At 47.4% G+C, this 15,337-nt stretch carries 16 protein-coding genes and 1 riboswitch; of the genes, 10 read left to right on the top strand and 6 right to left on the bottom strand.

Translation table 11 applies throughout. The annotated features are described in order from the left end of the window. Positions 1–78: 78 nt before the first annotated feature. The 6 genes from ABJ081_00645 to ABJ081_00620 all read right to left on the bottom strand — a co-directional run bounded on the left by ABJ081_00645 (position 79) and on the right by ABJ081_00620 (position 5,384). Positions 79–1,230, bottom strand: coding sequence for an alpha-hydroxy acid oxidase (locus tag ABJ081_00645; protein MEP6355174.1), 1,152 nt, complete (start codon positions 1,228–1,230; stop codon positions 79–81). 105 nt (positions 1,231–1,335) lie between these two features. After that, complete coding sequence (locus ABJ081_00640) at positions 1,336–2,796, bottom strand: deoxyribodipyrimidine photo-lyase (protein ID MEP6355173.1); 1,461 nt, start codon at positions 2,794–2,796, stop codon at positions 1,336–1,338. Then, complete coding sequence (locus ABJ081_00635) at positions 2,793–3,407, bottom strand: thiamine phosphate synthase (GenBank protein MEP6355172.1); 615 nt, start codon at positions 3,405–3,407, stop codon at positions 2,793–2,795. The genes ABJ081_00640 and ABJ081_00635 overlap by 4 nt, the downstream gene beginning before the upstream one ends. Next, positions 3,408–4,178: a thiazole synthase gene (locus tag ABJ081_00630; protein MEP6355171.1), complete on the bottom strand. Its 771-nt coding sequence runs from the start codon at positions 4,176–4,178 to the stop codon at positions 3,408–3,410. Continuing rightward, complete coding sequence (gene thiS / locus ABJ081_00625) at positions 4,178–4,375, bottom strand: sulfur carrier protein ThiS (GenBank protein ID MEP6355170.1); 198 nt, start codon at positions 4,373–4,375, stop codon at positions 4,178–4,180. Before thiS ends, ABJ081_00630 begins: the two co-directional genes overlap by 1 nt. Then, a complete protein-coding gene (locus ABJ081_00620; GenBank protein ID MEP6355169.1) occupies positions 4,344–5,384 on the bottom strand; it encodes an FAD-dependent oxidoreductase in 1,041 nt (346 codons plus the stop codon). Before ABJ081_00620 ends, thiS begins: the two co-directional genes overlap by 32 nt. Positions 5,385–5,438: 54 nt before the next feature. Further along, a riboswitch (TPP riboswitch) is annotated at positions 5,439–5,552 on the bottom strand. Between the two features lie 297 nt (positions 5,553–5,849). On the opposite strand from ABJ081_00620, the gene ABJ081_00615 reads away from it, so the two are divergent. The 10 genes from ABJ081_00615 (at position 5,850) to tilS (ending at position 15,263) form a co-directional block, all read left to right on the top strand. After that, a complete protein-coding gene (locus ABJ081_00615) occupies positions 5,850–7,097 on the top strand; it encodes a PQQ-dependent sugar dehydrogenase (protein ID MEP6355168.1) in 1,248 nt (415 codons plus the stop codon). An 8-nt stretch (positions 7,098–7,105) separates the two neighbouring features. Further along, positions 7,106–7,435, top strand: coding sequence for a cytochrome c (locus tag ABJ081_00610; protein ID MEP6355167.1), 330 nt, complete (start codon positions 7,106–7,108; stop codon positions 7,433–7,435). 63 nt (positions 7,436–7,498) lie between these two features. Beyond that, positions 7,499–7,948, top strand: coding sequence for a YbgC/FadM family acyl-CoA thioesterase (locus ABJ081_00605; GenBank protein ID MEP6355166.1), 450 nt, complete (start codon positions 7,499–7,501; stop codon positions 7,946–7,948). A 239-nt stretch (positions 7,949–8,187) separates the two neighbouring features. Next, positions 8,188–8,907 carry a protein TolQ gene (gene tolQ / locus ABJ081_00600; protein MEP6355165.1) on the top strand — a complete coding sequence of 240 codons (720 nt, stop codon included), beginning with the start codon at positions 8,188–8,190 and terminating at the stop codon, positions 8,905–8,907. A gap of 26 nt (positions 8,908–8,933) precedes the next feature. Continuing rightward, positions 8,934–9,392, top strand: a complete 459-nt coding sequence (gene tolR / locus ABJ081_00595) for a protein TolR (GenBank protein ID MEP6355164.1) — start codon at positions 8,934–8,936, stop codon at positions 9,390–9,392. Positions 9,393–9,394: 2 nt separating this feature from the next. Beyond that, positions 9,395–10,453, top strand: a complete 1,059-nt coding sequence (locus tag ABJ081_00590) for a hypothetical protein (GenBank protein ID MEP6355163.1) — start codon at positions 9,395–9,397, stop codon at positions 10,451–10,453. 102 nt (positions 10,454–10,555) lie between these two features. Continuing rightward, positions 10,556–11,839, top strand: coding sequence for a Tol-Pal system beta propeller repeat protein TolB (gene tolB / locus ABJ081_00585; protein MEP6355162.1), 1,284 nt, complete (start codon positions 10,556–10,558; stop codon positions 11,837–11,839). Positions 11,840–12,090: 251 nt separating this feature from the next. Next, positions 12,091–12,606 (top strand): peptidoglycan-associated lipoprotein Pal, encoded by a 516-nt coding sequence (gene pal, locus ABJ081_00580; GenBank protein MEP6355161.1) that lies wholly within the window; start codon positions 12,091–12,093, stop codon positions 12,604–12,606. Positions 12,607–12,787: 181 nt separating this feature from the next. Then, the gene (gene ybgF, locus ABJ081_00575) at positions 12,788–13,897 is read left to right on the top strand and encodes a tol-pal system protein YbgF (GenBank protein ID MEP6355160.1); all 1,110 of its coding nucleotides are present in this window, start codon (positions 12,788–12,790) and stop codon (positions 13,895–13,897) included. Positions 13,898–13,907: 10 nt separating this feature from the next. Then, a complete protein-coding gene (gene tilS / locus ABJ081_00570) occupies positions 13,908–15,263 on the top strand; it encodes a tRNA lysidine(34) synthetase TilS (GenBank protein ID MEP6355159.1) in 1,356 nt (451 codons plus the stop codon). Positions 15,264–15,337 lie beyond the last annotated feature (74 nt).

The raw sequence follows: 15,337 nt of genomic DNA, 5'->3' as shown, positions 1-15,337 counted from the left end.
CTTGTCTAAATATTTTGAAACTAAGCGCTGAACGTTAGCACTTTAAAAAGACAAGCGCCGATGCCCTTGAAACCCAGATTAGCAGTTTCTAAAACGAAGATTATCGCGAGACAATTGAGCAACTGAATCACACCCCATTAATCTCATATCTCGCTCGATTTCCGCACGCATGAGATGCAATGCACGCTCAACACCCGGTTGGCCAGCTGCCGCCAGCGGATATAGATAGAACCGCCCGCCACCAACAGCCTTTGCACCCAGTGACAAGGCTTTTAACACATGGGTCCCGCGCTGAATGCCGCTATCCATAATAACGTCAATCTTGTCGCCGACTGCATTGACGATTTCTTCTAGCTGGTCAAATGGTGTGCGCGATCCATCAAGCTGCCTGCCACCATGGTTGGATAAGACAATGCCTGTACAGCCAATTTCAACTGCTCTTTTAGCATCAGCAACGCTCATAATACCTTTGAGGCAAAACTGACCGTCCCATTCTTTGACCATCTCAGCCACATCATCCCATGTCATGGATGGATCGAGCATTTCTGAAAAATAACGACCGATTGAAAGCGCGCCGCCGCTCATATCGACGCGGTTATCCAATTGTGGCAGAGAAAATTTTTCGTGAGTGACATAATTTATGCCCCACATTGGCTTGATCGCAAACTGCAGCATGCCACCAAGCGTTAATTTAAAGGGAATTGAAAAGCCCGTGCGCAAGTCGCGCTCTCGGTTGCCGCCGGTGATGGAGTCGACAGTCAACATCATCACTTCGACGCCAGCCTCTTTTGCACTTTGCATCATGGCTTTGTTTAGGCCGCGATCTTTGTGAAAGTAAAATTGATAGCATTGAGGATTGCTGTGTTTCTTGCGAACGTCAGCAAGACTAACTGTGCCGAGGGATGAAACACCAAACATGGTTCCAAATTTTTCGGCAGCGGCCGCAACCGCATGTTCCCCTTTGTGATGGAACAAGCGTTGTAGTGCTGTGGGAGAACAATAGAGAGGCATGTCTAATTTTTGCCCCATGACTGTCACGGACATATCGATGTCTTTTACGCCTGCCAGAACATTGGGCACGAGATCGCATGTATCAAAAGACAGAGTATTTTGCTGATAGGTTTTTTCATCATCTGCCCCGCCATCAATATAGTTGAAAATCGGGCTAGGTAGGCGGCGTTGTGCAAGTCGTCTGAAGTCTTGAAAATTATGGCAATCTTTAAGCCGCATGATGATTCCGATATGATCGATAAAATGATAATAATATTACTGACTGGTTAGCTATTTTCTGCCTTACTAGTCAATAGTCATAGCTATGGTAATTAAATGGCCGGACTAGAGAGGGGACTTCGTTCTTTGATAGGCTGTTAGTGCAAGATCACGCGCTTTTTTGTGATCCACGATTGGGTGCGGATAAGTGTCATCTAAGACAATGCCTGCTTCCTTTAAAATAGCTGTCGACGCTTCCCATGGTTCATTGAGATATTTGTTGGGTAGCTTTTCCAGTTCGGGAACAAAGCGCCTGATGTAGTCACCGTTTGGGTCGAATTTTGCGCCTTGAAGCATCGGATTGAAAATACGAAAATAGGGGGCGGCATCAGCACCGCAGCCAGCAATCCATTGCCAGCTCGCTGTGTTCGCCCCAATATCAGCATCAAGCAATGTGTCCCAAAACCATGCCATGCCATCACGCCAATCAATCAAAAGGTGCTTGACCAAAAAGCTGCCAACAATCATGCGCACACGGTTATGCATCCAGCCTGTTTGCCATAGTTCACGCATACCCGCATCGACAATGGGATAGCCGGTTTGGCCCCTCTGCCAAGCTTGTAGTTTGGTGCTGTCTTGGCGCCATGGAAAAGCGCTAAACTTGGGGTTTATTTCTTTGGTCAGCATGTCTGGATTATGAAACAGCAGCACATATGAAAATTCGCGCCATGCGATTTCTGACAAAAACACATCCGCCTGATCTAAGGGAATGTCACCAGCATCAACAGCGAATTTGATGGCGTGCCAAATTTGAACAGGGCTGATTTCACCGTGATGCAAATGGGGAGATAGGCCTGATGTGCCCAGTTTGTCTGGACGGTTTCTTGCATCACGGTAATGAGCGGCCGCGTCAGTGATAAAGCGCGCTAATCTTTGCTGTGCCCCTGCTTCTCCGGGTTGCCATTGTGATGAAAAATCCTCAGCCCAATTGGGTGATGTTGGTAGAAGGTCCAGCTCCTCTAATTCGAGTGATTGCAAGGAATGCTTTGCGCATGTCATTGAGTCAGCTGATTTGATTGCTTCTCGAACCGTGCCACGCGCTTTCATGGCCTTCCAAAGCGGGGTGAACACACGATAGGACTGTCCAGACCCTGTTTTGAAATGCCAAGGCTCATGCAGCAAGCGCCCATTCATGCTGGTGACACTGATGTCTTTGGCTTCTAGCGTGGCTTTAATTCGCTTATCTATTTCTATTTGAGAGGGACTATATCGGCGCGTCCAATAGACGTGGGTTGCCCCGGTTTTTTCAACAATGTCAGGAATGAGATATTCTTGAGAGCCAGCGAGCAACGTCAGCCTACTGCCAAGTGCTTCAATATCGCTTTTCAGTGAGTTGAGTGAATGGTGAAGCCACCATTTTCTGGCCCCGCCAGCAGCCCATGGTGCTTCGCTTTTTTCATCATAAATAAAAAGGCAAATGAGAGGTTGGCCGTTTTCAATGGCGGCATGAAGGGCGGGATTATCTTTGAGGCGCAAATCTTCGCGAAACCAAAAAAGGCATGGAGCGCTATTGTCAGAAGGGGTCATTTCCTCGTCCGCTCAATCCACTCGCTACACCGCGCCTCAGGATTTTCATTGAACGTGATATCGGTCACCACTGATGCGATGTCTGCGCCGGCATTTATCACGCCATCAAGCCGGTCAAGATTAAGCCCGCCGATGGCGCACAGGGGAGTGGTGCCGATGCGCTTTTTCCAACGCGTGATTTTTTCTAAGCCTTGCGGGTTCCATTTCATGGCTTTCAAAATGGTTGGGTATATCGGGCCAAGCGCAACATAGTCAGGGTCATATGTGAGGGCGCGTTCTAGCTCATCGTCGTCATGGGTGGAAATGCCAACCTTGATGCCTGCTTTTCGAATAGCTTTCATGTCAGCCTCATCGAGATCTTCTTGCCCAAGATGGATATAATTGCATTTTTCATCAATCGCGATTTGCCAGAAATCATTGACGATAAGCTGGCAGTTAAACTCGTCGCATAAATCGCGGGCGCGGATGATCTCAAGGCGCTGTGTCACTTCATCGGGCACCGCGCCATGGCGATCTTTCATGCGCAGTTGCACGAGTTTGACGCCCAAAGGCAAAAGCCGTGTCAGCCAATCGGCATTATCCACGATGGGGTAGAAGGGGTCGAGTTTCATTTATAAAAAAGCCTTGCCTAGAACGGGGGTAGAAGGAGCCGCCATATCGCGCGGTTCCATGGGGTCTGCTTCATAGGCCATGCGACCAGCATCAATCGCCAGCGCGAAGGCTTTGGCCATTAAAACAGGATCGCCTGCTTTGGCAACAGCGGTGTTGAGAAGGATGGCATCATAGCCAAGCTCCATGGCTTCTGCTGCGTGTGATGGTTTGCCAAGCCCTGCGTCAATGACCAGTGGGGTATCGGGAAAATGGGCGCGCATAGCACTAAGCGCAAAGCGATTGTTGATGCCGCGCCCCGAGCCAATGGGCGCACCCCATGGCATAAGCACTTCACACCCCGCCTCAAGCAGGCGTTCTGCTACGACCAGATCATCCGTTGTATAGGGGAAAACCTGAAAGCCTTGACTGTTGAGTTCACGGGCGGCTTCCACAAGGCCAAAGACATCGGGCTGCAAGGTGTCCGCTTCGCCAATGACTTCGAGTTTAATCCACGGTGTGCCGAAGACTTCACGCGCCATGAGGGCGGTGGTGATCGCCTCTTTTGCGGTGTGGCACCCAGCCGTGTTGGGTAATACTTTTGCGCCCAGCTCTTTGATGATGCCCCAAAAATCTTGGCCCTCTTTTTGGGCGCCAGATTCACGGCGCAGGGAGACGGTGATAATTTGTGATCCGCTCTCACGGATGGCATCACACATAATCGCAGGCGAGGGATAAAGCGATGTACCAAGCATAAAGCGTGATGAGACAGATGTGTCGTAGAAGGTAACCATCATCCACCCTTCATTGGGGCTAAAATTTCGATGCGGTCATTATCATTCACCTTTGTATCTGCGCGAAATGAGGCTGGCACAAAGTCACCATTGACGGCGGTCGCAATGGTCGCGTTTTCATAGCCTAGTTCATTCAGCAAAGCGGTAAGGGTTACCGCTCTTGCTTCAAGCGGTTGCCCGTTGACGATAAGCTTCATTGCCTATGTCTCCCAAGTTGAAATAGCATTCTGGTGTGGTTCCTTCTAAGAGGACTTCCCGCATCATGCGGGCCATCGCTGGCGCTAGTAGGAAGCCATGGCGATAAAGACCGTTGATATAATAGGTGCCGTTTTGCAAGATGATGCGGGGTAGATTGTCAGGGAAGGCAGGGCGCACGTCCGTGCCGATTTCGACAATCTCTGCTTCGCCAAATACAGGATGAAGGGCGTAGGCTGAAGAGAGCAGCTCGATCATGGAACGCGCTGTGATGCGGCCTCGCTCGCCGCTTTCTATCATGGTTGCGCCAACCATGAAGTGACCATCAGCGCGGGGCACAATGTAAAGCGGAATGCGGGGATGCAGCATTCTGACGGGACGTGCAAGACTGATTTCATCTGAGCGAATGATCAGCATTTCACCCTTCACACCGCGCAAGTCTTTTAGAGCGTCGCGAGCACTGAGGCCACGGGTATCTATGGTGATGTCGGTCTTTTCAGCATCAAAGCCATCGGCCTTAAAATGCAGATGCGCACCTTTTTCCTGAACATAATCACTGAGCGAGGTCATGGCATCGCGTGGGTTTAAATGCGCTTCACTTGGAAAATAGAGCGCTTTGTTGAAGCGGCCTTCAAGGTGAGGCTCAAGCTCGGCAATGCGCGCGCCATCAATCCATTCATAGTTTTCTGTGCGGCGGGCAAAGCGGGTGAGGTCTGCCATATCGCGCGGTTGAGCTACAATGAGCGAGCCTTTATGGACCACATCGCCAACCCGTTCTTGCCACCATCCTGCTGCCTCACAGCCGAGACGGGCGACGGGTTCTTCGGCGCTCTCACGCTCGCACCATGGTGCCAACATGCCGCCAGCATACCAAGAGCAAGAGCTGGCGCCGATGTGATCGCCTTTGTCGTAGACGCTGACCGCGCAACCGTATTCCACAAGCTCAGCGGCAAGGGTTAGTCCTGCGACGCCCGCACCAATGATTTTGATCGATTTTGTTTGTGCGCCCATCTAAAGCGTTCCATTAAATTATGATGGGCGAAAAGGCGCGGTGCAGATGCAAGCATCCAATGAGCACATCGTCCCTTCGCCAGCATCATCTGGATCAGGTATTAAGGATCGCGGTGGAATGTAACCGCCTCTCAGAACCCTTAACCCGGGACTCTCCTCGATTGCTCTGAACCTATCTATTCATGTGACAATGTCAAGAATAGATGGCGCCAATATTAGTGCGCACTCCTAAGGTTAGCTATGTAATAGGGCAGTGCCGCACATGATAAAAACTGAGATTATATGTTTATTCTAGTAGTTATAAATCGGTCGTTTTTAGTTTTTATCATTAATCGTTTGAATAAATTCAAAAGTTGAATAATATAGATATTGTAGTGATGTGGCATTGTTCAAATTTTACTATAAGTGCCCAAATTTACTGCTGATATATAATATAAAGAAATGCAATTTTTGGGAGGAAATACAATGTCTTTACGAAATTTACTTTTTACTGCCGCTATAGTTTCTTTTGTGGCCTTATCCCCTGCTAAGGCGGATAACTTAGAGACTTTGAGCAAGTTTAAAACCACGGGTGTTACAGACTTTGAATTCATTGAACAGGGCGGAGCCAATGCTGCCGCTATTCGTGAAACATTAAAGCAAATTAAGATGCCGGCGGGCTTTAAAATCGACCTTTATGCTGTTGTGCCAGATGCAAGGAATATGGCTGTTGGACCACAAGGCGTTGTTACTTTTGTTGGCACACGCAAAACCAAAATCTGGTCTGTTACTGATCGCAATAAAGACCGTATTGCTGATGAAGTGAAAGATTTTGCCCCGTCGATTGATTTCGTCATTCCAAATGGCCCATGTTTCTCTAAAGACGGGTTCCTTTATATTGCTGAACAAAATCGCGTGTTGGTTTTCCCTGCTGCTGAGTATTTTTATGAAGGTCCAGATGTTGCTGCGTTCAACGTGGTGAAAAAGGGCGATCTTATACCTGCAGATGAAGAAAGCTATAATCACACCACGCGTGTGTGCGATGTGGGGCCGGACGGGAAGCTTTATATCTCGCTTGGTCAGCCCTTCAATGTAGCGCCACAAGAGAAAATGGATCTCTATAGAAAAACGGGCATTGGTGGCATCATTCGTATCAATACGGATGGAACCGGCAAAGAGGTTTACACCTATGGCGTGCGTAATTCTGTAGGACAAGACTTCAACCCAGCCAATGGCGAGTTGTGGTTTACGGATAATCAGGTCGACGGCATGGGAGACGACATTCCGCCAGGTGAGCTGAACCGTCAAACAGAAGCTGGTCAGCATTTTGGTCACCCGTGGTATGGTGGCGGCACCGTGCGAACTAATGAATATAAAGACGAAATACCGCCTGAGGGCATTGTGCATCCACAAGTTGAAACTACAGCGCATGCTGCTGATTTGGGCATGATGTTCTACACAGGGAAAATGTTCCCATCGAAATATAAAGGGGGCATTTTCTCTGCACAGCATGGTTCATGGAACCGCACAGATCCGATGGGTGCCCGCGTTATGTTCACTCCTGTGAACGAAGATGGCACTGCTGGTGAAATGGTTCCCTTTGCAGAAGGTTGGAAAGACGAAAACGACGAATATCTCGGTCGCCCCGTTGATGTTGCGCAATTGAAAGACGGCTCCATTTTGGTGTCGGATGACCTTGCAGGTGCCGTTTACCGCATCTCATATGAGAAATAGGCTGGATCATGAAAAAAGGTATCTTTAGCTTTTTTCTGGTATTCTTTGGCGGCGTGATTTTTGGTCACGCCGCTGACTTGAAGGCTGGAAAGAAAACCGCTTTAAAGTGCAATGTATGCCATGGGAAAAATGGATTAGCCGTGAATCCCGAAGCACCTAATTTGGCCGGCGAAAGCGATTTTTATATTGAAAAGCAGCTTATTGCTTTTCGCAGTGGTGCACGTAAACACCATCAGATGAGCATTATCGCTAAAGGCCTCAAGGATGAAGATATTGAAAACCTGGCTGCTTGGTATGCCGCTATGAAAGTAAGTGTTGAACTGCCTGATATTAAGTGAATACTCTATCGTATCATGGTTGAGCACTTGATAGAAGATAGGCTTTAAAGCTATATCGATTTTATGATGCAGCCTGACACACCTTCTAACCTTGCTGGAAAATTGACGACGCGCGGTCATGAGCTAGCTGTGCGGGTTTATTTTGAGGACACTGATTTTACCGGTGTTGTTTATCATGCGCGTTATTTGCATTTTTTTGAGCGAGGTCGCTCTGATTTTTTACGGCTCAAAGAAATCAATCATGTGAAGCTTGAAGAGGGGCTTTTTGGTGAGCCGCTGTATTTCATCGTGAAGAGTATCTCGCTTGATTTTACCGCACCTAGTCATATTGACGATATATTGACTGTTGAAACTGTGGTCGCGGATTGCAAAGGGGCTCGGTTGATGATGCAGCAAAAAATGCTACGTAATCAGCTTGTTATCGCCAAAGCTGATGTGATTGTTGTGCTTATTAACAAAGATGGAAAACCAAGACGCTTACCTGATGGGCTTATTCAAGCACTTGTGAACTAGAATACCTCTCCATTTTAGTGGTAATTGCCATAATAGTTACTGTTTATTAACTACAAAAATGGCTTTCTGGTTTTGTGTGATTTGAAGAGGCTCTTTTTGGGGGCTGTTTTGGGTTGCGCCGTTGTTCTGCCCAATTTGCGCGCAACAGAGACGGTGTGAGAAACAAAGGCTACTGGCCGATGCTTAAATACACCCGATAGTGATGAATTAAGTTTACACGGTCATGAGGAAATACAAATATGGCGACCCCAGCTGATATAACCGAGATTGCACTGGCTGCACCCAGCGACATTTCTCTTGTTGGACTTTTTCTAGAAGCGCATATTGTTGTTAAAGTGGTCATGCTTGGCCTGCTTCTCGCTTCTGTATGGAGCTGGGCCATTATGGTTGATAAAGCAATCTTATATAACCGAACCAAGAAGCAATTGGATCGTTTTGAAAGCGTTTTTTGGTCGGGCCAATCGCTTGAAGAGCTTTATAAATCTCTTTCGGCGCGCACGACCCATGGCATGGCGGCTTTGTTTGTTGCTGCGATGAAAGAATGGAAGCGTAGTCATGAAGCAAGTGCAAGTTCCTTTGTTGGTTTGCAAATGCGCCTAGATAAAGTGCTTGATGTGACAATCGCGCGGGAAGCTGAGCGACTTGAAAACCGTCTTTTATTTTTAGCAACCGTTGGTTCAGCCGCTCCGTTTGTCGGTCTTTTTGGTACTGTTTGGGGTATCATGCAGGCATTTCAGGCGATTGCAGCGTCAAAAAATACAAGCCTTGCCGTTGTTGCGCCGGGTATTGCTGAAGCGCTGCTTGCAACAGCAATTGGCCTCGCTGCCGCGATCCCTGCTGTTATTGCGTATAATAAACTTTCCTCATCTGCCGGTAAATTAACAGCGCGGCTGGAAGGTTTCGCCGATGAGTTTTCATCCATTTTGTCGCGTCAAATAGACGAGCAACACGCAGCGTAAAATATCTACTTTAAGGAAGCCTTGTTATGGGAATGTCAGTTGGATCATGGGGTGGGGGAGGTCGTCGCGGTCGTCGCGGACGACGTCATTCACAGCCTATCAGTGAAATTAATGTGACGCCCTTTGTGGATGTGATGCTTGTGTTGTTGATCATCTTCATGGTCGCGGCGCCGCTTTTAACATCAGGCGTGCCTGTTGACTTGCCTAAAACGGCAGCAAAAGCGTTGAATGTGGATACAAAGCCCATCACCATTTCAGTGAACGGGCAAGGGCAATTGTTTTTACAGGAAGATGAAATTTCTGAGGCCGACCTTATTGTTAAACTAACGGCTCTGGCTGACGCAGGTTCTGGTTTCGATGAGCGCATTTTGGTGCGCGGCGATCGTGCGTCCAACTATGGCGCTGTGTTGAAAGTGATGGGGACGATTAGTTCTGCTGGATATAAAAAAATTGGTCTTGTTTCGATTAATGAGAGCGCCGGATAGCTATGCGTAGCGTCGGTCCTTTCGTTTCACTTGGTGGTCATGCGATTATTCTCTTTTGGGGATTGGTCGCTTTTGCGCCTGAACCATTGGAATCCGATTTTGTTGAAGCTTTGCCTGTTGAATTTGTCACTATCGCTGAAGTAACCGATTTGACAAAAGGCGTGCGTGATGCGCCCGAAGTCATAGATAGTGAAGAGATAGTCGAGACACCTGAAGTTGCAAGTGAAGAGATATCTGAAGCGCCTGGTCCTGTTGAGACACCTGTTGAAACGCCTGATCCAATACCGGTGCCTGAGGTCGCAGAAAAACCGGTTGAAGCAAAGCCAGAAGAACCAGAACCAACACCACCTGAACCTATTGAAGAAGTGAAGCCAGAGCCAACACCACCTGAGCCGCCAAAACCTATTGAAGAAGTTAAGCCAGCACCTGTGCCAGAACCCTTGCCGGAGCCAGCACCTGAGAGGCCAAAGCCGCCAGAAATTACTGAGATAGCTCCGCCGAAAGACCCGCTTTCTGATATCATTGAAGATGCACCAGAGCCTGAACCAATCAAAGAGGTAACGGCCACACCGGAACCAGTTAAAGAGGCGACTGCCAAACCTGCAGCACCATCTGCGCCTGCGCCACGCTTGAATCCGAGACCAAAAGTGAAAACGGCAGCTAAAAAGCCTGACTTACTTGATAAGAAAAAACCTGCAAGCAATGCTGGTGGAAAGCCTAAGAAGACTGCATCTAAAGGTACATCAACCGGCAGAACGGGCGCAAAATTGACGCAGACCGAGCTTGATGGATTGCGGGATGCTATACAACGCTGTTGGTCATTGCCACCGGGCTATTCCGCGGGGCGTGATTTTCAGGCCAAGGTCAAAGCACGGCTTTCACCAGATGGCCGTCTTAAAGGGCGTGTCAATGTTGTTAGTGTTTCCGGTTTTGATGGCAGTGGCGGTGCCTTTTTAGTTAAGAATGCTGTTAAGGTAGCAATTGAAAAATGCCAGCCTTATAAGCTACCAGCAAATAAATATTCGGAATGGGAAAATCTTGAAGTCACATTTTATCCATAAATTGGGTTAGTGTGATATCTGTCTCACCAACAAAGAAAATAAATCGGAAGATCCATGGTTCATATATATTCTTTGATATCTCGTATTGTCGCTCTAACTGCGATGGTTTGTTTGATGTTCATGTTAAGTTTGCCTGCCCGCGCGCAAGTGTCAATTGAGGTTCGCGGAGCCAATATTGAGCCGTTGCCTATTGCTATTCCTACCATGCTGCCGGGTGCTGGTGACACAAATTATGCTGCCCGCATTTCTGACGTTATCGCGGCCGATCTTGAGCGTTCTGGATTTTTCAAAGCACTTGATCGTGCCACCTTTGTTGAAAATATCACGAACCCAAATGTTGCGCCAAAATTTGATGATTGGAAAGCGATTGATGCCAAAGCGCTTGTGACGGGGTCCGTTTCGGTTGCTAATGGTCAAGTTACTGCACAGTTCCGTTTGTGGGATGTCTTTGGCTCAGAGCAAATAGAAGGCCAGCAGTTTTCAACGACAGAACAAAACTGGCGTCGTGTGGCCCATATTATTGCCGATGCGATTTATGAAAAGCTGACGGGTGAAAAGGGTTACTTTGATACGCGCATCGTGTTTGTTGATGAAACAGGCACCAAACAACAGCGCCGCAAACGTCTTGCTATTATGGACCAAGATGGTGCGAATGTTCGTTTTTTGACCAATGGTAATGACTTGGTACTGACCCCACGCTTTAGCCCGACCAGCCAAGAAGTCACTTATATGTCTTTCGTGCCAGGTAGCCAGCCCAAAGTTTATCTATTGAATATTGAAACCGGACAACGTGAGGTTGTTGGTAATTTCCCCGGCATGACGTTCAGTCCGCGTTTCTCGCCTGATGGCCAGCGTATTATAATGAGCCTTCAACAGGACGGTAACGCCAATATCTTTTCAATGGACCTACGCTCTGGCGCGACATCGCGAATGACCAATGCAACGGCGATTGATACATCACCTTCTTATTCACCTGATGGCCGTTTCATTGTTTTTGAATCGGATCGAGGTGGCAGGCAGCAGCTCTACAAGATGTCAGCTGATGGCTCAGGCCAAGCGCGGATCTCTTTTGGCGATGGTTCTTATTCAACCCCTGTGTGGTCACCGAATGGAGATTGGATTGCCTTCACCAAGCGTTCTGGCGGTAAATTCCTGATTGGTGTGATGAAGCCTGATGGTTCTGGAGAGCGTATTTTGACCGAAGGGTTCCATAATGAAGGCCCTACATGGGCGCCTAATGGGCGTGTATTGATGTTCTTCCGGGAGACACAAGGTACGAGCGGCGGACCAAAATTATGGTCTGTTGATGTGACTGGCTATAATGAGCAAAAAATCCCAACACCGGGTTTTGGTTCAGACCCAGCATGGTCCCCACGCATCAATTAAGAGGTCTTTTCTTCTCTTGGGGTTGTAAAATTGTCACTTTCTAGGGAATCTAACCCCATAATAGGGCTTGTTAGAAAATTACCACTTTTTAGTCACAATTAGACGAGAAGACGCACCAAGGTCTGGTGCGCGAAAAGTTTATTGTTTTTTAACCAAGTCTCTGAACGCCGCCTTAACTCGAAATGTCATATAAATTTTAACTATGTGAGATATGGGCCCAATGATTATGTGGGTAATGTGGAGTTCTTTTAATGTTTACTAAAATTCGTCAATCACGCACTTTTGGGATCGCGGTCGTTATTACTGCCGCAGTTGCACTTGGTGCTTGTGCAAAAAAACCTACTCAGTCGGGTGCAGGTATTGGTCTGGGGACCGGTGCTAATGCTTCAGTTGCTAAGCCAGGTTCACCGCAAGACTTTGTTGTTAATGTTGGTGACCGTGTTCTGTTTACTGTCAACAGCAGCTCGGTGAATTCAGAGGGCAAGGCGATTCTTGATCGTCAGGCTCAATGGTTAAGTCAATATCCAAACTATAACTTTACTGTTGAAGGTCATGCCGATGAGCGTGGTACACGCGAGTATAACTTGGCTCTTGGTGCACGCCGTGCAGCAGCGACCAAACGTTATCTGATTTCAAAAGGTATCGCGTCAAATCGGATTAAGTCATTGTCGTTCGGTAAAGAGCGTCCTGTCGCGGTTTGTAATGATATTTCTTGCTGGTCACAAAACAGACGGACAGTCACTGTTCTTAACGGTGGAAACTCATAAAAGGCGAAATTTTAAGATCGTATCTTGAAATTGTTGCTGAGAAATATTGAAAAGGCGTCGCTTTTAGCGGCGCCTTTTTGTTTGTGACAAAAATTTGTTGATTGTTGTGTCAAAGTTTAGCCGAACTTCTGTTGTTTTATGATAAGCAGTATTGAGTGATATCACATCGCAAGAGAGTTACATGACCCGTTCAACAGCTTTGGCGTTCAGCGCCGCTCTAATTTTATCATCATTGAGCTTTGCCACGCATTCAGCTCACGCCAAGGAGCACCTTGAGCCATCACGTGTTGGTTCGGTGTTAGATCATTTCTTCTGGCGAGATAATGGACGAGCACGGGATTATCCAGATTTAGAACCTCCACGTGATTTAACGCAGTCTAATCGTGCGCCTGATAATGGAGTGATTATTGTAGCTCAATCAAAAAAACAGCTCGGGCAAGGTATTGCAAATAATAGCAATGGCGTTGCGACTAATAGTATTCGCGTGGACGAGCTTCAGGAACAGGTGCGCCAGTTGACTGGGCAAATTGAACAACTTATTTTTGAAACACGGCGTCTTCAAGAGCAAATTAACATCATGCAGGAAGACAATGAAGGGCGTTTTCAGGAATTAGAAAACGGCGGAAAGCGTTCTAATTTGGATGCCCCAAGTTCCACAGGTGAGCGTGAGACGACATTGGGATCGATTATTGAAAGCACTGAAGGTGGGAGCGACGCTGATCTAGTTGCTGTTGTTGAGGCTGATACAGTTCAACAACCGCTTGATATTGGGTCAACTATTCGCTCGAATACAGAAACTAATAATCTGGGTGGTAATGCTCCAGATGGTTTACCAGAAAGTCGCGATCCTTTGTTGCAACAAAATGGTGTTGCTTCTATTGGCACATTGAGTGTCAGTCCACAGAATGATCCAGATGCACTTTATAATCTTGGTTATACGCAAATTATTAATGGCGACTATGCTGCTGCAGAAGAAAATATGCGCCAGTTCACGCAACTCTATCCAAATCATTCGCTTGCCCCCAGTGCGCGCTACTGGCTTGGAGAGACATTTTTTGTACGTGGTCAGTTTAGTAATGCCGTTGCAGAATTTTCAACGAGCTACAAAGCTTTTCCTGATAGCAATAAAGCGCCTGACAGTCTTTTGAAACTTGGATTGTCGCTAGCAAGGCTTCAAGAACTGGATGCGGCCTGTGCGACTTTGGATGAAATGTTCACCCGTTTTCCTGATGTTTCTCGCTCACTTCAAATAGCCGCGCAAGACGAACAAGTTCGGTCTAACTGTTCCTGATTCTGTTCCGGTGGGTACAGCTCATTCTCTAGCGCCAAATCGTTTATTTCAAGAGCTTGATAATTTCGAGCATATCGCTGTTGCGGTTTCTGGTGGGAGCGATTCACTCGCTTTATTACATCTCTTGCATCACTGGGCGCTTTCTCACGGCAAAAGACTTACGGCCATAACTGTTGATCATCAATTGCGTGAGGCTTCACGCGATGAAGCGGCTTATGTGGGGCGACTTTGCAAGGGCATGGGTGTTGAACATCATGTATTGCAATGGTTTGGCGATAAGCCAGAAACAGGTTTGCCGAGCGCTGCGCGCACTGCGCGATACGCATTAATGGCTGCGCATTGTTCTCGTTCCCATATTCAAGTCTTAGCCTTAGGTCACACGCGCGACGATCAAGCCGAGACCCTCTTGATGCGTCTCACACGTACAGATGAGCAAAATCGTGGGCTATCGGGCATGGCAACAATAACATTGGTTACCCCAAACCCCGCATGTCATGTCATCGCATGTCGACCATTGCTTGATATTGGTCGCACTGAATTACGGGCCTATTTATCCCGCCACAATGTTGAGTGGGTGGATGATCCAAGCAATGAAGACCAACAATATGAGCGTGTACGTGTACGTGCTCACTTGGCGGATGAGCCGGGTCTTGCCCAGAAGTTAATTGATTACGCCGCCATTCATGCCCGCTATCGCAGCCAAATGGCATTGGATGCAGCGCGTTTTATTGAGCTGCATTGTTATGTGAGTTCTTTTGATTGCGTATATCTTCAGCGCTCCAAGCTTGATGAACAACCCTTGCCTTTGGCCGTTTTTATCTTGCAGGTATTACTGTCGGTTGTTGGTGGTCGCGATTATCTGCCACCGGCCATGAAAGTTTTAGACGTACTGCAAAGGCTTGATTCATCAACACTTGCACGAGTTCAAATAACCACACATCAATCACAGCTGATTCTCAATCGTGAAGTGCGCAATCTGCCACCAGTCTTACGGCTTGAAAACGGACCAATGTTGTGGGACCAACGGTTTTGGCTAACGCCGAATGATGATCTAGGTCACGATATCGAGGTGTCGAGCGGGTTTGATTTAAAAGGTGATATTGCTGACTATATTGACGCGGACGATAACTATCTCTTTTCGAAGATAACCAAGTTTGATAAGCGCGCTCTTGTGTCCATGCCTTTTGGATGTATTTATGATGGAAATGATAAGATTTCGGATTTTATTATCAAATCAGAAGTGATGCGAAAAGAGCTTTCATTATCGAGAGCTCTTGGGGCTTTTGACCGTTATTGTACGCAATTTGATTTCCCAATTAAGCGTGCGTTGGAGCGGCTGTTTACCGTGAAGATGCTAAAAGGGTGACAAGAAGGCATTTTCAGGGGATATAGAACTTTAATATTCTAATGTGTGTACCTATGTATAGGTTTAAGAGAGCA

The sequence above is a fragment of the Hyphomicrobiales bacterium genome, from assembly GCA_039989895.1.
Classification (GTDB): domain Bacteria; phylum Pseudomonadota; class Alphaproteobacteria; order Rhizobiales; family JACESI01; genus JACESI01.
The sequence above is the reverse complement of the archived record's forward strand: the minus strand, read 5'-3'. Positions and strand labels throughout refer to the sequence as shown.